This window comes from Cryobacterium tagatosivorans, from assembly GCF_004402215.1.
Lineage (GTDB): Bacteria > Actinomycetota > Actinomycetes > Actinomycetales > Microbacteriaceae > Cryobacterium > Cryobacterium tagatosivorans.
In genome coordinates, this window is sequence record NZ_SOEZ01000028.1 from 1 (window position 1) to 26,965 (window position 26,965).

Annotated in this window: 20 protein-coding genes and 1 pseudogene; 16 read left to right on the forward strand and 5 right to left on the reverse strand. The window is 72.3% G+C overall.

Annotated elements, in window-relative coordinates:
* Window positions 1-698: pseudogene (locus tag E3O23_RS18265) on the reverse strand (DEAD/DEAH box helicase); the annotation flags it as partial.
* 345 nt (window positions 699-1,043) lie between these two features.
* Here E3O23_RS18265 and E3O23_RS05315 point away from each other — a divergent pair.
* Both E3O23_RS05315 and E3O23_RS05320 read left to right on the forward strand, forming a co-directional pair.
* Window positions 1,044-2,189 (forward strand): FUSC family protein, encoded by a 1,146-nt coding sequence (locus tag E3O23_RS05315; protein ID WP_134488885.1) that lies wholly within the window; start codon window positions 1,044-1,046, stop codon window positions 2,187-2,189.
* A 76-nt stretch (window positions 2,190-2,265) separates the two neighbouring features.
* Window positions 2,266-3,270, forward strand: a complete 1,005-nt coding sequence (locus E3O23_RS05320) for an alpha/beta hydrolase (protein ID WP_166790411.1) — start codon at window positions 2,266-2,268, stop codon at window positions 3,268-3,270.
* A 95-nt stretch (window positions 3,271-3,365) separates the two neighbouring features.
* Here E3O23_RS05320 and E3O23_RS05325 read toward each other — a convergent pair whose 3' ends face one another.
* Window positions 3,366-4,229: an IclR family transcriptional regulator gene (locus tag E3O23_RS05325; protein ID WP_134488889.1), complete on the reverse strand. Its 864-nt coding sequence runs from the start codon at window positions 4,227-4,229 to the stop codon at window positions 3,366-3,368.
* 97 nt (window positions 4,230-4,326) lie between these two features.
* Between E3O23_RS05325 and hutH the strand changes: the two genes are divergently transcribed.
* From hutH to E3O23_RS05365, 8 genes are all read left to right on the forward strand, one after another.
* Window positions 4,327-5,877: a histidine ammonia-lyase gene (gene hutH, locus E3O23_RS05330; protein ID WP_134488890.1), complete on the forward strand. Its 1,551-nt coding sequence runs from the start codon at window positions 4,327-4,329 to the stop codon at window positions 5,875-5,877.
* Window positions 5,878-6,071: 194 nt separating this feature from the next.
* Complete coding sequence (locus E3O23_RS05335) at window positions 6,072-7,724, forward strand: M23 family metallopeptidase (protein WP_134488892.1); 1,653 nt, start codon at window positions 6,072-6,074, stop codon at window positions 7,722-7,724.
* Window positions 7,725-7,872: 148 nt separating this feature from the next.
* Window positions 7,873-8,547 (forward strand): IclR family transcriptional regulator, encoded by a 675-nt coding sequence (locus E3O23_RS05340; protein WP_134488894.1) that lies wholly within the window; start codon window positions 7,873-7,875, stop codon window positions 8,545-8,547.
* A gap of 82 nt (window positions 8,548-8,629) precedes the next feature.
* Complete coding sequence (gene hutU, locus E3O23_RS05345) at window positions 8,630-10,318, forward strand: urocanate hydratase (RefSeq protein ID WP_134488896.1); 1,689 nt, start codon at window positions 8,630-8,632, stop codon at window positions 10,316-10,318.
* A 124-nt stretch (window positions 10,319-10,442) separates the two neighbouring features.
* Complete coding sequence (locus E3O23_RS05350; protein ID WP_134488939.1) at window positions 10,443-11,633, forward strand: allantoate amidohydrolase; 1,191 nt, start codon at window positions 10,443-10,445, stop codon at window positions 11,631-11,633.
* Window positions 11,630-13,114 carry a formimidoylglutamate deiminase gene (locus E3O23_RS05355; protein WP_241983333.1) on the forward strand — a complete coding sequence of 495 codons (1,485 nt, stop codon included), beginning with the start codon at window positions 11,630-11,632 and terminating at the stop codon, window positions 13,112-13,114. The genes E3O23_RS05350 and E3O23_RS05355 overlap by 4 nt, the downstream gene beginning before the upstream one ends.
* Window positions 13,111-14,289 (forward strand): imidazolonepropionase, encoded by a 1,179-nt coding sequence (gene hutI / locus E3O23_RS05360; protein ID WP_134488898.1) that lies wholly within the window; start codon window positions 13,111-13,113, stop codon window positions 14,287-14,289. The genes E3O23_RS05355 and hutI overlap by 4 nt, the downstream gene beginning before the upstream one ends.
* Entirely contained in the window at window positions 14,282-14,878 is a 597-nt protein-coding gene (locus tag E3O23_RS05365) for a HutD/Ves family protein (RefSeq protein ID WP_134488900.1), read from the forward strand. The genes hutI and E3O23_RS05365 overlap by 8 nt, the downstream gene beginning before the upstream one ends.
* Window positions 14,879-15,273: 395 nt before the next feature.
* On the opposite strand, the gene E3O23_RS05370 is transcribed toward E3O23_RS05365, so the two are convergent.
* Window positions 15,274-18,438, reverse strand: coding sequence for an efflux RND transporter permease subunit (locus E3O23_RS05370; protein ID WP_134488902.1), 3,165 nt, complete (start codon window positions 18,436-18,438; stop codon window positions 15,274-15,276).
* A 121-nt stretch (window positions 18,439-18,559) separates the two neighbouring features.
* Here E3O23_RS05370 and E3O23_RS05375 point away from each other — a divergent pair, with 121 nt between their 5' ends.
* Window positions 18,560-18,763 (forward strand): dodecin family protein, encoded by a 204-nt coding sequence (locus E3O23_RS05375; RefSeq protein WP_134488904.1) that lies wholly within the window; start codon window positions 18,560-18,562, stop codon window positions 18,761-18,763.
* 43 nt (window positions 18,764-18,806) lie between these two features.
* On the opposite strand, the gene yczR is transcribed toward E3O23_RS05375, so the two are convergent.
* Window positions 18,807-20,267, reverse strand: a complete 1,461-nt coding sequence (yczR, locus tag E3O23_RS05380) for a MocR-like transcription factor YczR (protein WP_134488906.1) — start codon at window positions 20,265-20,267, stop codon at window positions 18,807-18,809.
* Window positions 20,268-20,330: 63 nt separating this feature from the next.
* Here yczR and yczE point away from each other — a divergent pair, with 63 nt between their 5' ends.
* The 5 genes from yczE (at window position 20,331) to E3O23_RS05405 (ending at window position 25,998) form a co-directional block, all read left to right on the forward strand.
* Window positions 20,331-20,963: a membrane protein YczE gene (gene yczE / locus E3O23_RS05385; protein ID WP_134488908.1), complete on the forward strand. Its 633-nt coding sequence runs from the start codon at window positions 20,331-20,333 to the stop codon at window positions 20,961-20,963.
* A gap of 162 nt (window positions 20,964-21,125) precedes the next feature.
* On the forward strand, window positions 21,126-21,884 hold the full coding sequence (locus E3O23_RS05390; RefSeq protein WP_134488943.1) for a LamB/YcsF family protein: 759 nt from the start codon (window positions 21,126-21,128) through the stop codon (window positions 21,882-21,884).
* Between the two features lies 1 nt (window position 21,885).
* A complete protein-coding gene (locus tag E3O23_RS05395; protein ID WP_134488910.1) occupies window positions 21,886-23,517 on the forward strand; it encodes a 5-oxoprolinase subunit B/C family protein in 1,632 nt (543 codons plus the stop codon).
* A 4-nt stretch (window positions 23,518-23,521) separates the two neighbouring features.
* Entirely contained in the window at window positions 23,522-25,276 is a 1,755-nt protein-coding gene (locus tag E3O23_RS05400) for an acetyl/propionyl/methylcrotonyl-CoA carboxylase subunit alpha (protein WP_134488911.1), read from the forward strand.
* 35 nt (window positions 25,277-25,311) lie between these two features.
* Window positions 25,312-25,998 carry a GntR family transcriptional regulator gene (locus E3O23_RS05405; RefSeq protein WP_134488913.1) on the forward strand — a complete coding sequence of 229 codons (687 nt, stop codon included), beginning with the start codon at window positions 25,312-25,314 and terminating at the stop codon, window positions 25,996-25,998.
* Between the two features lie 139 nt (window positions 25,999-26,137).
* Here the strand turns inward: E3O23_RS05405 and E3O23_RS05410 are convergent, their stop codons facing one another.
* On the reverse strand, window positions 26,138-26,959 hold the full coding sequence (locus tag E3O23_RS05410; protein ID WP_134488915.1) for a putative hydro-lyase: 822 nt from the start codon (window positions 26,957-26,959) through the stop codon (window positions 26,138-26,140).
* Window positions 26,960-26,965 lie beyond the last annotated feature (6 nt).

The following is a 26,965-nucleotide window of genomic DNA, read 5'->3' on the forward strand; positions in this document are numbered from 1 at the left end:
TCGGTGCGGTTCGGGCGGTCGTTGTTGTACGCGGGACGGTCCGTGCGGGCGGGACGGTCCGTGCGGGCGGGACGGTCGCCGTAGGACGGGCGCTCGGTCCTGTTCGGGCGGTCACCGTACGACGGTCGGTCGGTGTTGTACGCCGGACGGTCCGTGCGCGCCGGACGGTCGCCGTACGACGGACGCTCGGTGCGGTTCGGACGGTCGCCGTAAGACGGACGGTCGGTGTTGTACGCCGGACGGTCCGTGCGCGCCGGACGGTCGCCGTACGACGGACGCTCGGTGCGGTTCGGACGGTCGTTGTTGTACGCGGGACGGTCGGTGCGCGGGGCGCGGTCGCCGTAGGCGGGACGGTCCTTGTTGTAGGCGGGACGATCCGTGCGCGGGGCGCGGTCGCCGTAGGCCGGACGCTCGGTGCGGTTCGGGCGGTCGCCGTAGGCCGGGCGCTCGCCGCGCTGGCCGGTGGCCGGTCGCTCGGTGCGTGCGCCGTAGGCCGGACGATCGCCGGCGGGACGCTCCGAGGCACGCGCCGCGCGCTCGTCCGCGTTCCAGCGCTGCTTCTTGGGCGCACCCTCGTCGGCGCGGTAGCCGCGGTGACCAGGGCTCTTGCTGCCGGAGTTCGAGCCGCCCCTGCTGGGGCCGCCCTTCGAGGCGTACTTCGGGTCGAAATTCTTGGCTGGCTTCTTGTCAAAAGGCATAACGGTGTTTCTGGGTTGTGTTGAGTACATGGCAGAACGACGACGCACATACGCGACGCAACCTGAGCACCCGGGCAGTCGATGGCCGGGCCGTTCACATACAGTGATTTTTCACCAGCGGATTACTGGGAAACCGGCCCATCCTGACTTACAAACCCATCCGCGCACACGTGAAAATAGCGCGGTGTCAAGAGCCGACTTACCTACGTTACCCGATTGTTCCCCCAATGTCACGGACCAATCTCAATTAGCCTGTAGCCATGCGCACGACCATTGCCATCGAATCGCCCCGTCAGGGCTACCGCGAGATCCCGCAGTTCGGCCAGTAAATCGGCGAGGAGTTCAGTGTCTGTTTCGCGAAAAGCCTCTGACCGGGCGGAGGACGGCCGCCTCAGGCGGGCCGCCGCACGGCTGAAATCCGGGGTGCGGCATCCGGAGCTTCTCCTGGCGGCCAAGGCCGCCCTCGCCGTCGGGATCTCGTGGTCGATCGCGCCGTACCTGCCGGGCGTCGCCAACGACTACCCGTACTACGCCCCGCTCGGGGCGCTGGTGAGCATGGCCCCGACGTTGATGGGTTCGGTGAAGAACGGCCTGCAGACCGTGGCCGGGCTGGCCATCGGCGTGCTCCTGGCGGGCGTGGTCATCGTATTCAGCGAGCCGAATGTTTTCACGATCTCGCTCGTGGTCGGCATTGGATTCCTTATCTCGGGCAACCACCGGATCACCACGGCCCGGGAGTTCGTGCCCGTGACCGCGTTGTTCGTGCTGATCGTGGGTGGGCCGAACGCGGACTCGTACTCGATCGGGTACCTGGTGCAGGTGTGCCTCGGCATTTCCGTCGGCCTGGCCGTCAACCTGCTGATCCTGCCCCCGCTCAGGCAGAACGCCGCCGCGGCAGAGCTCTCACGCTTCCGCACCACCCTGGCCCGGCACCTCCGGGACATCAGCGAAGCCCTGACGGAGAGCTGGCCGCCGGAGCACGAAGCCTGGGCGACACGCGGCGACACGCTCAGCCGGACGGCGGGCGAGGTGCGTGCGGCGGTGGTGCACGCGGACGAGAGCCGCCGGGGGAACCCGCGCGCGCTCATCCACCGCCGGGATCTCCCGGCCGACTACGACGACGTGGCGGCCCTGGAGACGGTGTCCTTCCATGTGCGGAACCTGACCGACGTGCTGGCCGGGGCGGTCTGGGGCAAGCCACTCCCGGTCGAGGTGCCCGGCGAACTGCGGCCTCCCCTCGGCGCCGCCATCCGATCGGTGGCCCGGATCCTGGATGAGTGGGACTCCGGCACCGGGGTGCTGGCGCCGCCCCGCGACGAGGCCGAAGCGGAGCTGCGCTCGCTCAGGGCGGAGCTGGACCGGCAACGGCACTCCGGGGCCGAGGCGATCAGCGCCGCGGCCGCGGTGGAAATGGACCTGCGGCGCATCCTCGTCGCCCTGCGCCCCAGCGTCGAGCGCGACGCCGAAGACATCCCCACCCCTGCCCCCTGAAGGGGATTCGCCGCCCGGGCACGAAGGGAACTATCCTCAACTCACCCGCACCCCCACCCTTCAGCCCGGAGCAGCCGTGACACCTGGCCATCGCCCGTCCCGCCGCCTCCGGCTCCTGGCCATCGCCTGCGCGGGCGGAATCGCCGTGGCGGCCACGGCCCTCCTCGGCGGGTTCCACACCGAGCTGCACCCCGTCACCCCTGACGAGCCGGGGGCCACCCGAAGTGAGCTGGTCACGACCGAGGTCGTCGGCATCCGCACCTTCAGCCGGCCCGACGGCATCAGCGTGGCCACGGATGTCGTCTACGGCACCCAGTCGGACGGCGCGCTGCTCACCCTCGACGTCTGCTCGCCCACCGGCGACACCGAAGCGGGTGCGCCGCGGTCGGCCGTCGTCTCCATCCACGGCGGCAGCTGGGCTCGCGGCGACAAGGGCAACTCGGACTGGCGGGCCGTGTGCACCTGGCTGGCCAGCGAGGGCTTCGTCGCCTACTCGGTGAACTACCGCCTCGTGCCGGATGCCCTGTTCCCGGCCGCCATCGACGACCTGGGCCTCGCGGTCGAGTGGATCCGCCAGGCGGACAATGCCGCGCGGTACGGCATCGATCCCGACCGCATCGGCGCGTTCGGCGGCTCGGCCGGCGGCAACCTGGCAGCGCTGCTCGGCGCGCGCGGCTCCGGATCGCTCACCGAGGGTGCCCGCGTCGCCGCCGTCGCCGAGCTCTCCGGGCCCACCGACCTGGGGCACGAGGCGCTCGTCGTCGGCAACGCGCCCGCCGGGCTGCAGCGGATCGTGCAGAGCTACCTCGGCTGCGCGTCGCTGGCCGATTGCCCGCAGGCCAGGGCCGCGTCGCCGCTCAGCGAACTCGACCGGAGCGACCCGCCCGTCTTCATCGGCGCGGCCGCCGAGGAGTTCATCCCACTCGCCCAGTCCATCGACTATGTATCCAGGCTCGACCGGCTCGGCATCCCGAACGAACTGGTGACCGTGCCAGGCACCCTGCACTCGATCGGCATCCTCGACGCGACGATGCGCGTGAAGGTCGCCGCCTTCCTGCACCGACACCTCGTGGCGCCCTGACGGCAGTCGGGTTGAGTCGCGGAGAAAGTACCTTCGTTGCGAAATTGAAGGTACTTTGTCCGCAACTGAACTGGGAACCTCCGGGGGCGTCCCGCTCAGGCCGGCTGCCGCCCGCGGATGCGCCGGGACAGCTCGGCCGCCGTGCCCGAGATCCGCTCGGCCAGGGCCGGCCAGTCCGCCTCCGCGATCGCTTCGCGGGGAAAGGTCACCGCGATGCTCGCGGCCGGCCAGCCGGCGTGGTCGCGCACGGCCACCGCGACCGAGGCCATGCCGGCGGTGATCTCACCGTCCTCCTGCGCGTAGCCCTGCCGGCGGACCTGATCGAGCAGGCGGCGCAACTCGGTCGCCGTGCGCGGGCCGCGGCCGTCCCGCTCCTGGAAGGCGGCCGCGTTCGGGTACAGCGCCCGCAGCTGGGCCGCCGGCAGCGCTGCGAGGAGCGCGCGGCCGCTCGCGGTGAGGTGTCCGGGCAGGCGCACCCCGACATCCGTCACCAGCGACGGCCGGAGAGGGGCGCGTTCCTCGACCAGGTAGATGACGTCGCGGCCGTGCAGCACGACAAGGTGTGCGCTCTCGCCGAGCCGGTCGACGAGCTGCGCGACCAGCGGGCGGCCGAGGTGGGACAGCGGCTCCTGGCGGGAGAACCCCGTGCTCAGTTCGAACGCGGCCAGGCCCAGACCGTAGCGGCGTTCCTCGGGCAGGTGCACGACGAAGCCGCGCTCGGCGAGCACCGCGAGCAGCTGGTACACGGTCGACCGGGGCAGGCCGAGGGCGGTCGCGATGGTGGAGGCCGGCACCGGCCCGCGCTGGGTGGCGAGGTGGGAGAGGATGCGCAGCGTGCCCTCCGCCGCGGGAACCTTGGACCGCGCGGGGGCCTTCGACCGCGCGGGGGCCTTCGACCGCGCGGGGGCCGTCGATCGTGCCGGCCCGTGGGAAGGTGCCGATTCCGTCGCCTGCGCCATCGCTCCGCCCTGCCCGGTCCGTGAAGTGTCCGGGATACCGGACGGTAACGAGTCTAGACACGCCCGCGGCAGCCCGGCGGTGGTGTGCAATCGGAGTATGACCTTCTCCGCAGCATCCGTGACCGTGGGCACCGGCCCGGTCTCCTTCGCCGACGTCGTCGCCGTGGCCCGCCAGGGCGCCCCGATCACGCTCGACCCGACCGCGCTCGAGGGGGTCACGGCGACCCGGCGCATCATCGACGCGCTGGCCGAGGACGTCGACCCGCACTACGGCATCTCGACCGGCTTCGGCGCCCTCGCGACGACGTTCATCACCGCCGACCGCCGCGCCCAGCTGCAGGCGAGCCTCGTGCGCTCGCACGCCGCGGGCAGCGGCCCCGAGGTCGAGCGCGAAGTGGTGCGCGCGCTCATGCTGCTGCGGCTCTCCACCCTGATGACCGGGCGCACCGGCGTGCGGCCCGCCACGGCACAGACCTACGCCGCCCTGCTCAATGCCGGAATCACCCCGATCGTGCGCGAATACGGCTCGCTCGGCTGCTCGGGCGACCTCGCCCCCCTGGCCCACTGCGCGCTGGCGATCATGGGCGAGGGTGAGGTGCGGGATGCCGCCGGAACCTGGCTGCACGCCGGCGACGCGCTCCGCGCGGCCGGCATCGAACCGGTCGTGCTGGCCGAGAAGGAGGGCCTGGCCCTCATCAACGGTACCGACGGCATGCTCGGAATGCTGGTGCTCGCCCTCGACGACCTCGGCCGGCTCCTGACGACGGCCGACATCGCGGCTGCCATGAGCGTCGAGGCCCTGCTCGGCACGGATGCCACGTTCGCCGCCGACCTGCAGGCCCTCCGCCCCCAGCTGGGCCAGGCCCGGAGCGCGACGAACCTGCGCGCCCTGCTCGCCGGTTCCCCGCTGCTCGCCAGCCACGCCGGGCCCGAGGACCCGACGGTGCAGGACGCGTACTCGCTGCGCTGTTCGCCCCAGGTGCACGGCGCGGCCAGGGACACCGCCGACCATGCCGCGCTGATCGCCGGACGAGAGCTGGAGAGCGCCGTGGACAACCCCGTCGTGACCCTCGACGGCCGCGTCGAGTCCAATGGGAACTTCCACGGAGCCCCGGTCGGCTACGTCCTCGATTTCCTCGCCATCGCGGCGGCGGACGTCGCGAGCATGAGCGAACGCCGCACCGACCGCCACCTGGACGCCTCACGGAACAAGGGCCTCCCGCCGTTCCTCGCGCACGAGGTCGGCGTCGACTCCGGCCTGATGATCGCGCAGTACACGGCGGCCGGGATCGTTTCGGAGCTCAAGCGGCTGGCGGCGCCGGCATCCGTCGACTCGATCCCGTCCTCGGCCATGCAGGAGGACCACGTGTCGATGGGCTGGGCGGCCGCGCGCAAGCTGCGGAAGTCGATCGATGGCCTCGGCCGGGTGCTGGCGATCGAGATCATGACCGCGGCCCGGTCTCTGGACCTCCGGGCGCCCCTGCTGCCCGGCCCGGCCACCGCCGCCGTGCGCGACCTGGTGCGCACGGTCGCCGAGGGGCCGGGGCACGACCGGTTCCTGTCGCCGGAAATCGAGGCGATCGTCGGGCTGGTGCAGACCGGTGCGGTGCGGGATGCCGCCGCGCGGATCGCCCCGACCCTGGGCTGACTCGCGCCTGGGGGGCCCAATACAGGTGGTTGTGCCCCCTATGGCCGCATGTAATACTGGCGCAACGCCGGTCCGTTCTGGTCGGTGCATCGAACCATCCATACCCCGAAGATGGATAGCCGGTCGGAATGTCGCTTCAACCGAACGAACTCCCCCGACGCCCAGCGGGCGTCGGAAGGTTGCGCCGTTGGGGCTTGCCGATTGCGAGCCTGCCGATCGCATCCGTGGTGGCGATGTCGCTCGTGGTCTTCGGTGCGCCCGCGATGGCCAGCGCCGAGGAAGTAACGTCGGCGCCTGCCCCGGTCTCCAGCGCGGACCCGGCGGTCTCGGATCCGACGGCTCCGGAACCGACGGCACCCGCCCCAGCGGCGCCGTCGGACGATGGAGCCGACCCCGCCCCGGTCCCGGCTCCCGCGCCGGAACCCGTGCCCGAGCCGGCCGTTGACACGACCCCCACTCCCCCGCCGGACGCCGAACCTACCCCCGTCGCCGAGCCGGAACCAGCGACGCCCCCGGATGCCACGGTCGATCCCGAACCGACGGTGGATCCGGAGCCAGATCCCTCCTCTGGTCCCACCCCCGAACCCACCCCCGAACCACAGACGGATCCCACTCCCGAACAAACCGCGGACCCGGAACCCGGTCCCACGCCTGCGACGCCGACTACCCCGCCCGCCGCACCGACACCGCCGGCACCCAAGCCGAAGCCCGCTCAGCCCGAGGTCGACCCCATCCCCGAGAGGGTGAACCGGCCGTCGGCCGCCCTCATGGCCGAGCGTGCCGCAGCAGCGGCCCGTGCCGCGGCGGCGAGGGCCGCGGAGGACAGGGCTGCGGTCGTCCGGGCCGCGGCCGAGAGGGCGGCGGCGTACTCCGCCGCACGGTCCGCGGTGGCGAGCGCCCAGGCCGCCCTCGACGCGGCGAAACTCGACTACGCGTCGGCCAAAGCCGAGTTCGACGCCGCCCTGGCCCGGGTCGACCTGGTCCACGCCCTCGCCGAAGACGCCGCGGCCACCGCCGACACGTCCAGGCGCGTCCTGGCCGCGCTCATCCGGGCCCTGGCCCAGCAGCAGTCCGGCACGGCGACCGCCGACGTCCTGCTCGACTCGCAGAACGGCGGCAACCTCCTCTACCAGCTGGGGACCCTCGACAAGTTGGCGAAGCTGACCGGCAACATGGACGCCATCCGCGAACGCGTCGAGGCCGACAGCGCGCGGGCGCTGGCCCTGTCCGAGCAGGAGGCCGCGGCGCAGGCGGCCGTGCAGCAGGTCCCCGTCGCGCAGGCGCTCACCGCGATGAACGCGGCCGAGGCCGCCCTGGCCGCCGCCACCGCGCGGCTGGCCCTCCTGTCCGTCAGCGCTCCGGTCGGGATGTCCGGGCTGACCCGGCTCAACGACATCCGCGCGGCGATCCCGGCCGGACGGCCGAACGCGCTGGGCTGGGTGACACCGGCCGTCGGCAGCATCAACGACGTTTTCGGCCCGCGCCCCACACGCCCCGTCCCCGGGGTGGGCGCCGTGCACTACGGCACCGACATCGGGGCGTCCTGCGGCGCGGCGATCTACGCGGCGAACGCCGGGGTGGTCGTGGCCGCCGGCTCGGCCGGCACTTACGGCAATTGGATCCTGATCGACCACGGGAACGGGGTGGAGACCGGCTACGCGCACGTGGCGCCCGGGCAGACCTTCGTGGCGGTCGGCGACGCGGTCATCGCCGGGGAGGTCATCGCGGGCGTCGGCAGCACCGGGGCGTCCACCGGCTGCCACCTGCACTTCGAAGTGCGGGTGAACGGCACTCGGGTCGATGCCCAGCCGTATCTGGCCGAACGCGGAGTCATCCTCGGCCGCTGACCCGCTGACCCGCGGCGCGTCGGCCTCTGGCGTTCCGGCGCGGGTGCGGGCACGCTCACTCCCGGGCGGGACGGGTTGCTCCGGCGCTATTGCCATTCAGTGACATTTGTATTTTACTAGATGGCAGACCGAGCACCGAAGGAGCACCGTGGCCGAGCCATCCACCCGCACCGTGGAACGCGCCCTCAGCCTGCTCGCCGTGATCTGCGACGGGGACGGCCTCACCCTCTCCGCCAGCTCCCGCGCCGTCGACCTCTCGCCGAGCACCGCCCTGCGCCTGCTGCGCACCCTCGAAACGAGCGGATTCGTGCGCAAGGACGACGACGGCAGTTACCGTCCCGGCAGCCGGCTGATCCAGCTCGGCGCACAGTCGCTGAGCAACGAGTCGCTCGCCCCGCTCTGCCGCCCGGTGATGGAGGAACTCGTCGCCGCGACCGGCGAATCCGTCTACCTGAGCGTCGAAGGCCACGCCCGCACGGCGTTGTACCTCGCCATCGTCGAGGGCACGCACTCGGTCCGGCACGCCAGCTGGGTCGGTCGCACCGTTCCGCTCGACCAGTCGGCCTCCGGCCAGGTGCTGGCCGGCCGAACGCCGGCGGCCGGCTACGTCGTCGCCGAGCGCGGCGTCGAGACGGATGTCACCGCGATCGCCGCCCCGATCCGCTCCGGCGAGCGCGTCGTGGCCGCCCTCAGCCTCGTCATCCCGAGCTACCGCGTCACCCCCGCCGACATCGAACTCTACGGCCCCCTGCTGGCCGCCGCCGCCGACCGCGTTTCCGCCGGCCTCGGCGCATCCCCCCTCACCCCTCTCACCGAACCGTGAGTTTGGCACCTTCGTTGGGTGAACGAAGGTGCCAAACTCACGGTTCGGCGCATATGAAAATGAAAATCCCAAGGAGACACCGATGTCTGAATCCCGCCCCGTCCGCGCCGCCCGCGGAACCGAGCTGACCGCGAAGAGCTGGCAGACCGAGGGCCCGCTGCGGATGCTGATGAACAATCTCGACCCCGAGGTGGCCGAGCACCCGGAGAACCTCGTCGTCTACGGCGGAACGGGCAAGGCGGCCCGCAACTGGGAGGCCTACGACGCGATCGTGCGCACCCTCACCACGCTGGAGAAGGACGAGACCCTGCTCGTGCAGTCCGGCAAGCCCGTGGGCGTGTTCCGCACCAACGAGTGGGCGCCGAGGGTGCTCATCGCCAACTCCAACCTCGTCGGCGATTGGGCCACCTGGCCGGAGTTCCGCCGGCTCGAGGCGCTCGGCCTGACGATGTACGGCCAGATGACGGCCGGCTCCTGGATCTACATCGGCACCCAGGGCATCCTGCAGGGCACCTATGAGACCTTCGCCGCCGTCGCCGCGAAGATCGCCGCCCGCAAGGGCGGGCCTGAGGGGCAGAGTGGCGGAACCCTGGCCGGCACCCTCACCCTCACCGGCGGGGCCGGCGGCATGGGCGGCGCGCAGCCGCTCGCCGTCACGATGAACGAGGGCGCCGTGCTGATCGTCGACGTCGATGAGTCCCGGTTGCAGCGCCGCGTCGACCACGGTTACCTCGACGAGCTGGCGACCGACCTCGACGACGCCATCGCCCGGGTGCTCGCCGCCAAGGCCGAGAAGCGCGCCCTCTCCGTCGGCCTGGTCGGCAACGCCGCGACCGTCTTCCCCGAGTTGCTCGCCCGCAAGGTGCCGATCGACATCGTCACCGACCAGACCAGCGCGCACGACCCGCTCTCCTACCTCCCGGAGGGCGTCACCGTGGAGGAATGGCACAGCTACGCGGCCGCCGAGCCCGAGGAGTTCACCGAGCGGGCACGCGCATCCATGGCGAAGCAGGTGAAGGCGATGGTCGAGTTCCAGGATGCCGGCGCCGAGGTCTTCGACTACGGCAACTCGATCCGCGCCGAGGCGCAGCTCGGCGGCTACGACCGCGCCTTCGACTTCCCCGGGTTCGTGCCCGCCTACATCCGCCCGCTCTTCGCCGAGGGCAAGGGGCCGTTCCGCTGGGTGGCACTGTCGGGCGACCCGGCCGACATCGCGGCCACCGACAAGGCCATCGTCGAGCTGTTCCCGGAGGACGAGCACCTGCGCCGGTGGATCACCAAGGCGCAAGACAAGGTGCACTTCGAGGGCCTGCCGGCCCGGATCTGCTGGCTCGGCTACAAGGAACGCCACCTCGCCGGCCTCAAATTCAACGAGATGGTCGCCTCCGGGGAGCTCAGCGCCCCGATCGTGATCGGCCGCGACCACCTCGACTCCGGCTCGGTCGCCTCTCCCTACCGTGAGACCGAGGACATGTTGGACGGCTCCGACGCGATCGCCGACTGGCCGCTGCTGAACGCCCTGCTGAACACCGCGTCCGGCGCCACCTGGGTGTCGATCCACCACGGCGGCGGCGTCGGCATCGGCCGCAGCATCCACGCCGGCCAGGTCATCGTCGCCGACGGCACAGCGCTGGCCGCCGAGAAGATCGAGCGCGTGCTCACCAACGACCCCGGCACCGGCGTGATGCGCCACGTCGACGCCGGCTACGAGCGGGCCGAAGAGGTCGCCAGGGAGCGCGGCCTGCGCGTGCCGATGATGGAGTCGAAGTGACCACGCCGGCCCGTTTCCCACGTGAGGGGTCGCAGATCGACGTTCCCGGGGCCAACGAAGGTCGATATGCGACCCCTCACGGGCTGAACGCGGTCCGCCGGTGAGCGGGCTCACCGCGCACGGCATGCTGGCCGGGCTCGACGAGATCGCCGAGACCGGCCGGGACGCCCACCGCGGCGGCTACTCCCGGCACGTCTGGCAGGCCGCCGACCTCGAACTGCGCGCCTGGTTCGTCGAACGGGCCCAGCGCCTCGGGCTCGATGTCGAGACCGACCGCAACGGCAACGTCTGGGCCTGGTGGGGAACCCCGGGGCCGGATGCCGTCGTCACCGGCAGCCACCTCGACTCGGTGCCCGGCGGCGGCGCCTACGACGGCCCCCTCGGCGTCGTGTCGGCGCTCGACGCCATCGCCCGGCTGCAGGCGACCGGCTTCACGCCGTCGCGCCCCTGTGCGATCCTCGTCTTCGCGGAGGAGGAGGGCTCCCGCTTCGGCATCGCCTGCCTCGGCTCGAGGCTGATGACCGGGGCGCTGGGCGCCGACCGCGCACGGGCCCTCGTCGACCCGGACGGGGTGACGCTGGCCGAGGCATCCGCGCGCGCCGGACTCGACCCGGCGCACCTCGGCACCGACCGTGAGGCCCTGGATCGGATCGGCCTGTTCGTCGAGCTGCACGTCGAGCAGGGACGCGGCCTGATCGACCTCGGCCACCCGGTGGCCGTGGCCTCGTCGATCCTCGCGCACGGACGCTGGCGCCTCACCGTGACCGGCCAGGGCAACCACGCCGGCGCCACCCTGATGGCCGACCGGCGCGACCCGATCGTCGCGGCCGCGCGCGCCGTGCTCGCCGTGCAGGACGCGGCCTCGGCCCGCCCGGGAACCCGCGCCACCGTCGGCCGGATGAACATCGTACCGGGCGGCACGAACGTGATCGCGTCAAGCGTGCAGGCCTGGCTCGACGCCCGGGCGGAGACCGACGAGGAGACCCGCGCCCTGCTGGGCGAGATCACCACCCGGGTCGACGAGGCGGTGGCGGAAAACGGATGCTCCGTCGCCGTCGTCGAGGAATCCTGGGCCGGCGCGGTGCACTTCGACCCCGCCCTGCGCGACCGGTTCAGCGCGGCGCTGGGCGGCGTGCCCGCCCTACCGACGGGCGCCGGGCACGACGCCGGGGTGCTCGCGGCGAGCGTGCCGAGCGCGATGCTCTTCGTGCGCAACCCCACCGGCATCTCGCACTCGCCCGAGGAGTTCGCCTCCGCCGAGGACTGCGTCCAGGGCGTCGAGGCGCTGGAGAAGCTGCTGAGGAGCCTGCTGTGAGCGACGCCGCGGGGGACGCTGTGAGCGGCACGGGCGCGAGGGGCGCGGCGAGCCCTCCGCTGGGTGACGCGGCCGGCGCGCCCGGACCCGCCTACTGGTGCGAGACGCTGCTCGTCGACGGCGTGCCGACTCCCGGGGTCCGCCTCGAGGTCGGCGCCGACGGTCGCTTGTCCGGGGTCACGGCCGGCTCCGAACCGCTGCCGGACGACGTGCGCCTCGGCACCGTGCTGCCGGGGATGGCCAACGCGCATTCGCATGCCTTCCACCGCGCCCTCCGCGGCCGCACCCACGCGGACGGAGGCGACTTCTGGCAGTGGCGGGAGGCGATGTACCTCGCGGCCGGCCGGCTCGACCCCGACCGGTACTACGCCCTCGCCCGCGCCATGTTCGCCGAGATGCTGGTCTGCGGCTGGACCGCGGTCGGCGAGTTCCACTACCTGCACCACCGGCCGGACGGCTCCGGGTACGAGACCGAGCACGCCATGGAGCTGGCGCTGGCGGCTGCGGCGCGCGAGGTGGGCATCCGTCTCGTGCTGCTCGACACCGTCTACCTGGCCGGCGGAATCGGGCTTCCGCTCGCGCCGGGGCAGCGCGCCTTCGGCGACGGCTCCGCGGCCGGCTGGCTGGCACGCTGGCACTCTCTGGGCGAGACGCTCGGCGCGGACCCGGACGCCCGGGTCAGCCTCGGAGCGGCGATCCACTCCGTTCGCGCCGTGCCCCCGGCCGCGATGCGGGAGGTGCTCGCGGGCCTGCCGGCGGCGGTGCCCGTGCACATCCACCTCTCCGAGCAGCCGCAGGAGAACGCGGACTGCCTGGCCGAGTACGGCCGGACGCCGACCGGCGTGCTCGCCGGCCTCGGCGCGCTGACGCCGCGGCTGAGCGTCGTGCACGCCACCCACCTCACCGGCGATGACGTCACGCTGATCGGGGCAGCCGGCGCGACGGTCGTCATGTGTCCGACGACAGAGGCCGACCTCGGCGATGGGATCGGCCCGGCGCGGCGGCTCGCCGACGCCGGCGCCCGGATCGCGCTCGGCTCCGACCAGAACGCCGTCGTCGACCCGCTGCTCGAGATGCGCGGCCTCGAGGCCGGCGAACGGCTGGCCTCCGGCGAGCGCGGACGGTTCGACCCGGGCGCCCTCCTGGCGGCCGCCTCGACCAACGGCTACGCCTCCCTCGGGCTCGGCGAGAACCGGCTGCGCCCGGGCGACCTCTGCGACCTCGTCGAGCTGTCGACGCAGAGCGTGCGCACCGTCGGGTCGGCGCCGGCCCAGCTGCCGCTCACGGCTACGGCGTCCGACGTGCTTCGGGTGATCGTGCACGGCGCGGTCGTCGCCGACTCCGGGCGGCTCGTGCCCACGGACGGCGCGGCCGGCCGGTTGCCGGGGACCATGCTGCCGGAAGACCTGCTTCGGGAGGCCCTGGCCGCCCTCGACGCAGCCCTGCCCACCCATCACGCCACGTCGGGAGACCCCGCATGACCACCGAACTGATCACCGGCATCCGCGAGCTGACCAGCCAGGCCGACGACGGACCGCGGCTGCGGGACGCCGCGCTGGTCATCGAGGACGGCCGGATCGCCTGGATCGGCCCGGCGGCCGACGCGCCGGCCGCCGACCGGCGCACGGATGTCGGCGGTCGCGCGGCGCTCCCCGGCTGGGTGGACACGCACACCCACCTCGTCTTCGCGGGCGACCGTGCGGCGGAGTTCGAGGCCCGCATGGCCGGGCGGCGCTACGAGGCCGGCGGGATCAACACCACCGTGCGGGCGACCCGCGCGGCGACCGAGGAGCAGCTGATCGGCAACGCCGCGCGGCTGCGCCGGGAGGCCGAGGCGCAGGGCACGACGTTCCTGGAGACCAAGACCGGCTACGGCCTCGACCTCGAGAGCGAAACCCGTTCGGCCCGGGCCGCGGCGGCCGTGGCCGACGTCGTCACCTACCTCGGCGCCCACCTCGTGCCGCAGGGCGTCGACCGGCGCGACTACCTCGACCTCGTGACCGGGCCCATGCTCGCGGCGGTGGCCCCGTACGTGCAGTACATCGACGCGTTCTGCGAGGCTGGCGCCTTCGACGTGGAGGAGACCCGCGAGGTGCTCCTCGCCGGCCGCGCCGCCGGCCTCGGCCTGCGCGTGCACGGCAACCAACTCGGCTTCAGCGGCGGGGTGCGGCTCGCGGTCGAGCTGGGTGCGGCGAGCGTGGACCACTGCAACCACCTCGAGGCCGCGGACATCGACGCGCTGGCCTCGTCGTCGACCGTGGCGACCCTGCTCCCGGCCTGCGACCTGTCCACCCGCGAACCGTTCCCGCCGGCCCGGCGGCTGCTGGACGCCGGGGCGAACATCGCCCTGGCCACCAACTGCAACCCGGGCACGTCGTACACGACCTCGATGCCGTACTGCGTGGCCACGGCGGTGCTGCAGATGGGCCTGACGATCGAGGAGGCCGTCTTTGCCGCGACCCGCGGGGCCGCCAGGGCCGTCGGCCGCGAGCACGGCCCGGATGCGGTGGGGTCGCTCCGGGTGGGCGGCCTGGCCGACCTGCAGGTGCTCGACGCGCCATCCGTCGCCCACTTTGCCTACCGGCCGGGCGTTCCCCTGACGGCCGCGGTCTGGCGGCGGGGCGTGCGGCGGGGGCTCGGACACCGCGGTGTCTGAGCCGGGCGGGGTGCGGGTGCCGGGCGGGGTGCGGGTGCTGACCGCGGCCGGCCGAGTCGCCCGGCCGTGGCTCAACGGCGACGGCGTGACCAGCGAAGTGGCGGCGCGTCCGCTCGGCGGCGACCCGGCCGCGTTCGACTGGCGGCTCAGCATCGCCACGATTGCCGGTGACAACCCGTTCTCCGGTTACCCGGGCGTGGACCGCCTGCTGATGCCGCTCTCGCCGCAGGGGCTCGACCTGCTCGACGGGGGCACTCCGCTGCACCTCGGTCAGTTCGACGTGCACGGGTTCGCCGGCGAAGACGACGTGGCATCCTTCGGCGTGACCGAGCCGACCCTCGACCTGAACCTGATGACCAGGCGAGGCCGGTGCACCGGGTCATTGCGTTCGGTGGACTTCTCCGGGCTGTGGACTGTGGAGGCCGGAGAGGGGGAAGACGTCGCGCTCGTGGTCCTGGCCGGGTCCCTCAGCCTGGGCGAGCGCACTCTGCCCGCCCTCGATGCCGTGCTGCTCGAGCAGGGCGGTCGCGCCACGTTGGAGGGAACCGCGCGCGTTGCCCTGGCCCGGGTGGCGCGCCTCCGTCGCTGACCCACAGCATCCTCCGCCGAGATTGACACTGCCGGTCGAGTTTGCCCCGCACACCGGCCAAACTCGACCGGACCACGCAAGGTCGGCGCCCGGCGGCGCCCGAAACCGCGCGGCGGATGCGAGACTCGGGGCATGATGAGCCTGCGATGGGCGGCACTGGGGTGCTGCTCGCGCCCGGATCATCCGCCGACGGCCTGCTCCACCTCACCCAGGCCGGGGCGCACGGATGCCCGGAAGTGCGCGTCACGCAAACGGGCAGCGTCCGAGGCGCGCGCGTGCAACGCCGCTGCGCGCGTAGTGCGCCACGCGCGCAGCGGCGTGTCACCCGCGCAGCTCTGATCGCCGGCCCATCGGCGTGTGGGGCACACGCCGATCGCGGGCGGCTGGGCCCTCGGCTAGGTGGTTGGCGCGGCCTCGACGGCGGCAAGGCGGCGGCCCCGGCGCTCGGCCCGACGCTCGCGCCGACCCTCGACGAGGAAGTACAACACCGGCAGCACGACGAGGGTGAGCAGCGTCGACGAGACCAGTCCGCCGATCACGACGAGCGCGAGCGGCTGCGAGATGAAGCCGCCCTGCCCGGTCAGGCCGGCCGCCATCGGCAGCAGCGCGAAGATCGTGGCGAGCGCCGTCATAAGGATCGGCCGAAGCCGGCGTGATGCCCCGAAGATGAGCGCCTCGCGCACCGAGAGCCCGCGCCGCCGGTACTGGTTCACCAGGTCGATCAGCACGATCGCGTTCGTGACCACGATCCCGATCAGCATCAGCACGCCGATCAGCGAGGGGACGCCGAGCGGGATGCCGGTGATGACCTGCAGGGCGATCGCACCGGTCGCCGCGAACGGAACAGAGACGAGCAGCAGGAGCGGCTGCAGCAGGGAGCGGAAGGTCGCCACCATGACGACGTAGACGATCAGGATGGCCGCGAGCATGGCGAGGCCGAGCTGCTGGAAGGCCTCGGTCTGGTCGGCGGTCACGCCGCCGAGCGTCGCGGTGGCGCCGGTGGGCAGCTCGGTTTCGGCGAGCACGGTGGCCATCTGACTGTTGGCGGTGCCGAGGTCGTTGCTGTCCGGCGTGGCCGAGACCGTCGCCGTGCGGAGGCCCTTCGTGGTCGTGATCGTCGACGGACCGTCGACCTGTTCGACGGTCGCGAGGGTGTCGAGGGCGACCGGGCCGGCGGTCGTGGGGATGGGCAGGGCGGCGAGCTCGGCCGTCGAAGCGGGCGTTGCAGCCGACTGGAGGTAGACGGAAAGGTTCGATTCGTCGATCACGATCGACCCGATGACGCTCGGCTGCATGGCCTGCGAGACCAGCGTGCCCAGGGCGAGCTCGCTGAGCCCGGCGCGGGCGGCGGCCTCGCGGTCAACCGTCACCGCGATGTACGGGCGTGAGGCCGCGAGGTTGCTCGTGCTCTGCTTGATCGCGTCGAGGTCCTGCACGCCGGCCAGGATCGCATCCGTCGCCGTCTGCAGGTCCGCGCTCGTGGCGGCCGTGACCTGCACCTCGATGTCGGATGATCCGCCGAAGCCGCCGGCGGACGCCACCGAGATCTCGCCGACGTCGTCCAGCTTCGCCAGCTCCTGCCTGACCTCGTCCTGCACCTCGTCGGGGTCGACCGTGTCGTCGGTCGTGATCGAGTAGGTCACGGCGTTCGAGGTGGGAGCGCCGCCGCTGAAGACCGCCGCGGCACTGCTGCCGCCGATCGAGAGCTGCACGATGTCGATGCCGTCGATGCCGTCGAGTGTGTCTTCGACGACGGCGGCGGCCTCGTCCTGCGCGGCCAGGCTCGTGCCGACGGGCAGGGTCTGGATGACGCGGAAGGTGGTCTGCCCGGTCGAGCCGAGGAAGTTGACCTTCATCAACGGGAGCAGGGCGATCGTGCCGCCGAGCACGAGCACCGCGAGCAGCAGCGTGGCGACGGCATGCTTGAGGGTCCAGCGGATGACCGGGAGGTAGCCCTTCTGCAGCCGGCTCGGGTGCTCGAGCGACTCGATGGCCGTTGCCGCGGCCTCGGCCCTGGTCGCGGTCGCGGTGATGCCTGGCTCGGCAGCCCGCGCCGGCTCATCGACCGCAGCATCGGCCGTGGCCTTGGGCGTCTTGAGGAACCAGAAGGCGAGCACCGGCACGATCGTGAGCGACACGAGCAGCGAGGCGAGCAGGGCGATCGTCACCGTGAGGGCGAACGGCCGGAACAACTCCCCGGTCGAGCCGCCGACGAAGGCGATCGGCAGGAACACCGTCACCGTTGTGACTGTCGACGCGGTGATGGCGCCGGCGACCTCGCGCACGGCCCGAACAATGGTCGCCGCGCGGTCGGGGCCGGCGACAAGGTTGCGGGTGATGTTCTCGATCACGACGATGGAGTCGTCGACCACGCGCCCGATGGCGATCGTGAGCGCGCCGAGCGTGAGGATGTTGAGCGAGTAGCCGACCGACTGCAGCCCGATGAACGTGATGAGGACCGAAGTGGGGATCGAAATCGCCGTGACCAGGGTGGCCCGCACCGACAGCAGGAAGACCAGGATCACGAGCACCGCGAAGGCGAGGCCGAGCAGGCCCTCCTGGGTGAGCGAGTCGATCGACTCCTGGATGAACGGGGCCTGGTCGAACACGACAGTGAAGGTCGTGCCGGCGACGGCCGCCTCGAGGGTCGGCAGCAACGCGCGGACCTGCTCAGAGACGTCGACGGTGTTCGCGGCCGGAACCTTCGTCACGGAGATCGTCAGCGCCGGCTCGCCGTTCACCCGGGAGATGCTCGTCACCGGGTTGGTGGTCAGTTCCACCGTGGCCACGTCGCCGATCGTCGCGGCGGGGGCGCCGGGCACCCGCGAGACGAGCGGGAGCGCGGCGATGTCCTCGGCCGAGCCCAGCTTCGAGCCGGTTTGTACCGAGAGGGTCTTGTCTTCCTCGGTGATCGACCCGGCCGGCAGCAGGGAGCCGTTCTGGGCCAGGGCCTCCCGAATGGCCTGGGCGCTCAACCCTCGGGCGGCGAGGGACGCGGCATCCGGTGTGATGCTCACGCGCTGGCCGACATCGCCGACCAGGGCCGCATCGCGCACGCCCTCGACGTCACGGATGTCGCCGAGCACGCTGCGCCGGAGGTCGTCGGCGAGCGTTTCGGGGTCGCCGCCGGACACGGCGATCGAGAGCACCGGGAAGTCGTCGATGCTGCCGCTGATCACCTGCGGGTCGATGTTCTCCGGGAGGGTGGACTTGATCCGGTTGATTGCCTGGCTGATCTTCGACTCCGCCTTGACCAGGTCGGTGCCATAGGTGAAGGTCGCGCTGATCAGGGAGGAGTTCGTGCTGCTCGTCGTCGAGGTCGATTCGAGTCCGGCGATGCCCTGGATCGCCGTCTCGATCGGAGTCGACACGTCGTCGTTGACGACCTCGGGCGAGGCGCCGGGATAGCTCGTCGACACCAGCAGCTGCGGCAGCTGGAGCGAGGGGATCAGCTCCTGCTTGAGGCTGGTCAGGGCGAGGCTGCCGAAAACCGCAGCGACGATCGTGATCAGCGCGATGAGCGCCCGGTTCTTCATACTCAATACGGCGAGAATGTGCACCCGCCCAGTATCTCATTGCAGTCCCTGCAGAATCCCGCTTTTCCGCCCCGCCGGGACGGGCTGTTGCGGTTGGTCGGGTGGGCGTACTGTCGGCCGAACAAGCCCAAACCCTGGAGGAACCATGACTGTTGCACGCGTGACCACCCTGAGCGTGAGGTCCGACACATCGTTCGAGGATGCCGTTGCGGCCGGGATCTCGCGCGCCCACAAGACCCTGCGCGGCATCTCCGGAGCCTGGGTCAAGGAGCAGAAGGTCGTCGTCGAGGGCGGCGCGATCACGGCCTGGGACGTCGTGATCGAAGTGACCTTCGTGCTCGACGACTAGCCCGCGCCGATCCGCCGGCCCGCCGGCTGACGAGCTCGACTCGCTAGACCACGTCGGCGAGGTAGCCGGTGTCGGCCACCGGATGCCGCAGCAGCGATTCCCAGGCGAGCCCGAGCGCGTCGACGGCGCGGTCCATCTCGTCCGCGCTGTAGCAGAACGGAACCCGCAGGAACCGCTCGAAGGCGCCGTCGATGCCGAATTGCGGGCCGGCGGGCACGAGGAGCCCGTAGGTGCGCGCGGCGAGCGCGAGCTGGGAACTGACCGGGATGCCCAGGTTCACCCAGGCCGTGATCCCGCCGTCGACGTGCGGCACGTGCCAGTCGGGGAACCGGTCGGCCAGCAGCGCCTCCAGGTGGTCCCGGCCTCGGCGGAGCTCCTCGGAGCGCCGGGCCAGGATGGCGGGCATGTCGGCCAGGAAACGGGCCACGATGAGCTGCTCGAGGATCGGGGTGCCGAGGTCGTTCGACGACCTGGCCGAGACGAGCTTGCGGATGAGGGAACGGTCCGCGCGGATCCAACCGATCCGCAGGCCACCCCAGACGGTCTTGCCGACCGAGCCGATCGACACGGCGGTCCCCAACCGGCCGGCCTCGGCGTAGGCGGCGAACGGCAGGAAATCGCCCACCCGGTCGATGGCCAGTTCGGCGATCGTCTCGTCGGCGATGAGCACGGTGCCCGCCCGGGCCGCGGCGGCGAGCACCCGTTCGCGCTGGTCGACGGGCATGCTCTGCCCCGTCGGGTTGTGGAAGTCGGGCATGAGGTAGCCGAGCACGGGATTGCTGCGCTGGAGGGTCTGCAGCAGCGCGGTTTCGTCCCAGCCGCCGCTCGCCGGATCCTCTCCCGGTCCCGCCGCCGCCACGCCGACCGACACCAGGCGCGCGCCCACCCCGCGCAGCGCCTCGTAGGCGTGCGGGTAGCTCGGCATCTCGATCAGGGCGCGGTCGCCGCGGCCGATCAGCACGCGGGCGAGCAGGGCGATCGCATGCTGCGCGCCCAGGGTGACCATGATCTGCTCCGGATCGGTCGGCAGTCCGCGGGCCGCATACCGGTCGGCGATCGCGGCGCGCAGCTCGGGGATCCCCACCGGGTCGAAGCCCGAATCACCGAGGTGACGCGACAGCTCCGGCGCGGCGAGAGCGGCGACATCCGCGAGGCCGGGCAGGGCCGGCATCGTGGCCTTGCTGAAGTCGAGGATGCCGCCCTGGCTGTCGGCAGGAAGCCCGGGTCCGGCGCCCGGCAGCCTGACCATGCTGCCGGAGCCGCGCACGCTGACCAGGGCGCCGGCGTCGCGCAGTTCGCGGTACGCCGCGGTCACCGTCGTGCGACTGAGCCCGAGGCGCGCGCTGAGATCGCGCTCCGCGGGCAGGCGGGTGTCGGTCGGGATGCGCCCGTCGAGGGTGAGCAGGCGGATCCGGTCGGCCAGGGCGAGGTAGGCGCTCGCCCCGCTGCGCCAGTCGCCGAGGAGCGCCTCGAGCGCCCGGGCGCTCACCTGGTTCACGGACATGAAGCCACTGTAATCAGATTGGCTACTTGATAACAGGCCAATAGTGCAATTGGATTGGTTTTCATGACCCGGCGCATCGCTCAACTCCTTATTGGCCTCTTCCTCTACGGAATCGGCATCGCCTTGATCGTGCGCGCGGCCATCGGCGTCGCCCCGTGGGACGTGCTCACCCAGGGCGTCGACAAGCACACCCACCTCGGTTTCGGCCTGATCACCGTGCTCACGAGCGGCGTCGTGCTCCTGTTCTGGATTCCGCTCAGGCAGAAGCCGGGCATCGGCACGGTGCTGAACGCGTTCCTGGTCGGGCCGTCGGCGGACCTCGGCCTCTGGCTGATCCCGGAGGGCCTGGACCTCTGGGTCCGGATCCCGCTGTTCGCGGCCGGCCTGCTCGTGCTCGCCGCGGCGACCGGGCTCTACATCGGCGCGCACTTCGGCCCGGGGCCGCGTGACGGCCTGATGACCGGCCTGCACAAGCGCACGGGCTGGAAGATCTGGACCGTTCGCACCGGGATCGAAGTGTTCGTGCTCGGGATCGGCTGGGCGCTCGGCGGCAACGTGGGCATCGGCACCGTGCTCTTCGCCGTGCTGATCGGGCCGCTCTGCCACTGGACGATCCCGTTCTTCGCGATCAAGCGTGCCGCGCCGGAGGCCGCACTGGCGGCCGCGCCCGTTCCGGTGGTCGATCCCGCCCGGTGAGCCCGCCCGTCGCGATCGGGGGTCTCGACGGGCTCGACCACCGGAACAAGGTCCTCCACCGGACAACGTCGACAACCGGACCCGTCAATTCGCCTCGGATTGTTGAACAATCGCCGAAAATAGTGCATCCTTAGGAAAACTTCTTGAGGAAGGCGGATGACGGTGTCCACCATTGACCTGAACAGCGACGTCGGAGAATCCTTCGGCAACTGGAGCTTCGGCGACGACGAGGCGATCATCGCCTCGGTGTCCAGCGTCAACGTCGCCTGCGCCTTCCACGCCGGGGACCCGAGCACGATCCGGGCCACCTGCACGGCCGCCGCCCTCGCCGGCGTCGCGGTCGGCGCGCATCCGGGCTACCGCGACCTGGCCGGTTTCGGCCGCCGGTTCATCGACATGGCCCCCGACCACCTCACAGACGAGATCATCTACCAGATCGGCGCCCTCCAGTCGCTCGCCCGGGTCGCCGGAACCACGGTCAGCTACGTCAAGCCGCACGGCGCGCTCTACAACACGATCGTGCACCACCCCGAGCAGGCCAGGGCCGTCGTGGATGCCATCGTGTCCGTCGATCCGGCCCTGCCGGTGATGGTGCTCCCGAACTCCGAGATCGAGCGCGCCGCCCGTGCCGCCGGGCTCCGCACCGTCTCCGAGGCGTTCGCCGACCGCGCCTACAACGCCGACGGGACCCTCGTCGCCCGCACCCGGCCGGGGTCGGTGCTGCACGACGTCGGCGAGGTCACCGACCACGTGCTCCGCCTGGCCATCGACCGCCAAATCCGCGCCATCGACGGCACGCTCATCGACGTTCGGGCCGAGAGCATCTGCCTGCACGGCGACACGCCGGGCGCCGTCGCGATGGCCGCCGCCGTCCGCGCCGCCCTTCTGGGCTCCGGCATCGAAATCCGAAGTTTCGTCTGACATGGCCGGGCAGATCCGCGGCATCCGCCCGGTCGGCGACCGTGCGGTGCTGGTCGAGCTGGACGACCTCGCCGAGGTGCTGAGCCTGCAGGCCCAGTTGCGGGAGCACCCGCTGGACGGTCAGCTGGATGTGCTCGCCGCCGCCGAAACCGTGCTCGTCACCGCCGTCTCCCCCGCCGCCGCCAGCGGTTTCGCCGCCCGGCTGCGCCGGATGGATCTCGGCACGGTGACGGACGCCGACGCCACGCTCGTGATCATCGACACGGTCTACGACGGTGAGGACCTCGCCCGCGTGGCCGAGCTGACCGGGCTCGGCGCCGACGGCGTCATCGCCGCGCATTCGGAGCAGACCTGGACGGCGGCCTTCGGCGGCTTCGCCCCGGGCTTCGCCTATCTCGTCGGCGAGGCGACGTCGCTGGCTGTGCCCCGGCGGACCACGCCGAGGAGCGCCGTACCCGCCGGATCCGTGGCCCTCGCCGACACGTATTCGGCCGTCTACCCGCGGGCATCCCCCGGCGGCTGGCAGCTGATCGGCCGCACGACCGCGCTGATGTGGGACCTCGGCCGCGACCAGCCCGCCCTCGTGCGGCCCGGGAACCGGGTGCGGTTCCGGCCCGTGCGCGAGCTCGTGCTAGCGGCCGGCGGCCTGGCCCCCGGCCTCACAGCGGAGCCCGTGATCGCCCGCGCCGACCGAGCGGCGGACGGTGTCATCGTGCGCTCCCCCGGCCTGCAGACCACCGTGCAGGACCTCGGCCGGGAAGGCCGGGCAGCGCTCGGTGTTCCGGGCAGCGGCGCCCTCGACCGAGGCGCGCTGCGGAGGGCCAACCGGCTCGCGGGTAATCCCGCGGGCGCCGCCGGGCTCGAGAACGCCCTCGGCGGGCTCGCGCTCGAAGCCGTCACCGACCAGGTCCTGGCCGTGACCGGCGCTCGCGTCCCGCTCACTGTCACCGGCCCGACGGGCGCACGGACCGTCCAAACGGAGACCCCGTTCGCGCTGCTGGCCGGCGAAACGCTCACCCTCGGCGCGCCCAGCGCCGGGGTGCGCAGCTATGTCGCGTTCCGCGGCGGGCTCGACGTTCCCCCGGTGCTCGGCAGCCGCTCCACCGACACCCTCTCCGGGATCGGCCCGCGGCCGCTCGGCGCCGGCACCCCGCTCCCCGTGTTGGCCGCACCGCCCTCGAGCGTCGTCGGCGCCCCGGGCGTCGAACCCGAACCGCCGGCCGCGGTGACGGACCTGCGCTTCGTGCCGGGACCGCGCTCCGACTGGTTCGACCCGGAGACGATCGAACGCTTCGCCGGCGCCACCTGGACCGTCACGGCCCAATCCAACCGGATCGGCCTGCGGCTGGACGGCGAACCGCTGGAACGGTCGCGGCCGGGCGAGTTGCCCAGTGAGGGCACCGTCACCGGCGCCATCCAGCTGCCGTCGTCCGGGCTGCCCGTTCTCTTCCTCGCCGACCACCCGGTCACCGGCGGCTACCCCGTGATCGGCGTCGTGCTTCCGGCCGACCTCGACCGCGCGGCCCAGCTCCCCACCGGCGCACGGATCCGGTTCACCCCGGCTCCCGGCGCCGATCCGCTCCTTCCCTCTCCCGGCGCCACCCCCGCGCGCCAGCACACAACCGACAGGTGACACCATGCAGAAAGTCCTGATCGCCAATCGAGGCGAGATCGCCGTCCGCGTCATCCGCGGCTGTGACGACGCGGGCCTCGAGTCCGTCGCCGTCTACGCGGATGCCGACGCCGACGCCCTGCACGTCGGCCTCGCCACCGAGGCGTACTCCCTCGACGGAAACGGCCCGGCCGAGACCTATCTCGACCAGGCCAGGCTGCTCGACATCGCGCGCCGGTCCGGCGCGGACGCCGTGCACCCCGGCTACGGCTTCCTCTCCGAGAACGCCGACTTCGCCCAGGCCGTGCTGGACGCCGGGCTGACCTGGATCGGGCCCAGCCCCGCGGCGATCCGCACCCTGGGCAACAAGGTGTCCGCCCGCGAGATCGCCATCCGGGTCGGCGCGCCCCTCGTGGCGGGCTCGGAGGGCACGGTCGAAACCGGCGCTGAGGTGCGGGCCTTCGCGGTGGAGCATGGCCTCCCGGTGGCCATCAAGGCCGCGTTCGGCGGCGGCGGGCGCGGGCTCAAGGTGGTCTGGGAGCTGGATGACATCGAGGAAGCGTTCGACTCGGCCGTGCGCGAGTCCCAGGCCGCGTTCGGCCGCGGCGAGTGCTTCGTCGAGCGGTTCCTCAGCCGGCCCCGGCACGTCGAGGCGCAGATCCTCGCCGACGGACGCGGCAACGTGATCGTCGTCGGCACCCGCGACTGCTCGCTGCAGCGCCGCAACCAGAAGCTGGTCGAGGAGGCCCCCGCGCCGTTCCTCACCGCCGCGCAGCGCGAACAGATCCACTCCTCGGCCAAGGCCATCTGCCGCGAGGCCGGTTACGCGGGCGCCGGCACCGTCGAGTACCTGCTCGCCGAAGACGGAACCGTCTCGTTCCTCGAGGTGAACACCCGGCTCCAGGTGGAGCATCCGATCACCGAGGAGACCTCCGGGATCGACCTCGTGCTGGCGCAGCTGGCCATAGCCGCCGGCGGGGACCTGCCGGTCGACAGCGACCCCGAGCCGCGCGGGCACTCGATCGAGTTCCGGATCAACGCGGAGGACGTCGGGCGCGGCTTCCTGCCCTCCCCCGGCACCGTCACGGCGTTCGTCCCGCCGACCGGGCCAGGCATCCGGGTCGACACCGGCGTGCGCGCCGGCGACGTCGTGTCCCCCCAATTCGACTCCCTGCTCGCCAAGCTCATCGTCACCGGCGCCGACCGGCAGCAGGCCCTCCGCCGGGCGCGCCGGGCGCTGGCCGAATTCGAGATCGCCGGGCTGCCCACCGTGCTGCCGTTCCACCGCGCGGTGGTGCAGACGCCCGCGTTCTCCTCGCCCGACCACCTCGGCGTGCACACCGGCTGGATCGAGTCCGACTTCGCCGAGCAGCTCGCCGGTGACCCCCAGTTCACACCGGCGGAGCCCGACGCCGCCCGCCGCACCATCACGATCGAACTCGACGGGCGACGGATGGCGCTCGGCCTGCCGGCCGGGCTCCTCGACGGCCTGGCGCGCTCCGGCGGGGCTGCCGAAGGCCGGGCTGCCGAAGGCGCCGCGGCAGCCGACGGCGACCCCGTCGACAACGGCACCCTGCGATCGACGATGGGCGGCTCGGTCGTGAAGTGGCTGGTCGAGGCCGGAAGCGAGGTCGCGGCGGGCGATCCGGTGCTCGTCGTGGAAGCGATGAAGATGGAGGCCACCGTCGCCGCCCACCGGAGCGGGACCCTCGTCGCGCACCTCGTCGGACCGGGCGACGTCGTGACGCTCGACACCGCCGTCGCGTCCATCCGCTCGTGAACCGCCGGGCAGCCGACCCCCGATAGCGTGGGCACATGACTCTCGAGGACATCCTGGCCGAACTGCGCCTGCAACGCGAAGGGGCCAGGCACGCCGAGACCGGGATGTGGGTGGCATCCGTGCTGCGGGAACGGATCGCGGCCGGGCAGCTCGCCCCCGGGTCGAAGCTCTCCGAAGAGGCGCTGGGCGAGGCGCTCGGCGTCTCCCGCAACACCCTCCGCGAGGCGTTCTCCGCCCTCGCCGCCGAACACGTCGTCACCAGGATCCCGAACCGGGGCGTGTACGTGGCCCGCCCGTCGGCGGACGACATCCGCGAGATCTATCGGGTGCGCCGGTACCTCGAACCGGCGGCGTTGGCCTGGTCGCCGGCGACCGACGTCACGCCCCTGCGGCTCGCTGTCGAGCGGTCCCGCGCGGCGCGCGAGGCCGGCTCGGTGACGGGCATGGCGGATGCGAACCAGGCCTTCCATGCCGGCGTGGTGGAGCTCGCGGGCAGCGAACGGCTCACCCTGCTGATGAAGCAGGTCCTCGCCGAGATGCGCCTGGTCTTCCACTCCATGGCCGCCGACCCCGTCTTCCACGCGCCATACGTGGAGGACAACGCCCGGATCGTGGAGCTCCTCGGCGCGGGTCAGCGCGCCGAGGCCGCCGAGCTGATGGCCGACTACCTGCGCCGCGCCGAGGCGCAGCTGCTGGCCGCCATGGCCGGGAACGGCGCCTGACTACGGGACGAGGTAGTCCGAGTCCCGGGCGTCGGCAACCGCGACCGCGACTGCCGCGACTGTTGCTGAACCGGACAATTGTGGCCAGCACACCGGCCACAGTCGTCCGGTTTGGGAACAGGTGGGGCGCCCGGAGGGCCTACGGGACGAGGTAGTCCGAGTCCCGGGCGTCGGTGATCAGCATGAAACCGGGCGCGTGACCGATCGCCAGCGACGGCCGGGACTCCATCACGGCGGCCTGCGGAGTGACGCCGCACGCCCAGAAGACCGGGACGTCGCCGTCCCTGAGCTCGACGGCATCGCCGAAGTCCGGCGCGGCCAGGTCAACGATGCCGAGCACCGCCGGATCCCCCACGTGCACGGGCGCCCCGTGCACGGCGGGGTACCGGGCGGTGATCCGCACGGCGTCGGCCACCTGCGCGGCCGGGATCGGCCGCATCGACACGACCATCGGCCCGGCCAGCGCACCGGCGGATGCCGAGCGCACGGTGGTGCGGTACATCGGCACGTTGACGCCCTGCTCGATGTGCGCGATGCGGATGCCGGCATCCTGCAGCGCCGCCTCGAAGGTGAAGCTGCAGCCGATGATGAAGGTCACGAGGTCGTCCCGCCACCAGCCGGTGATGTCACCGGGTTCGGCCACGAGCACGCCGTCCTCGTAGACGGTGTACCGGGGCAGGTCGGTGCGGATGTCGCCGCCCGCCAGCAGCGGACCGCTCGTCTCACCGGCGCCCTGCACGCCGAGGATGGGGCAGGACTTCGGGTTGCGCTGCGCGAACAGCAACACGTCGAAGGCCTGGGCCCGCGGGACGATGATCAGGTTCGCCTGGGTGAATCCCCGCGACCAGCCGGCCGTGGGCGAGGCGAGCCCGCCGCGGAACAGGGCGCGGGCCTCGGCCGGAGCGAGCGAGGCCGGGTCAACGGGGGCCGCGGCCCTGTCGGTCACCGTGCGCGGCGGCATCCGGTT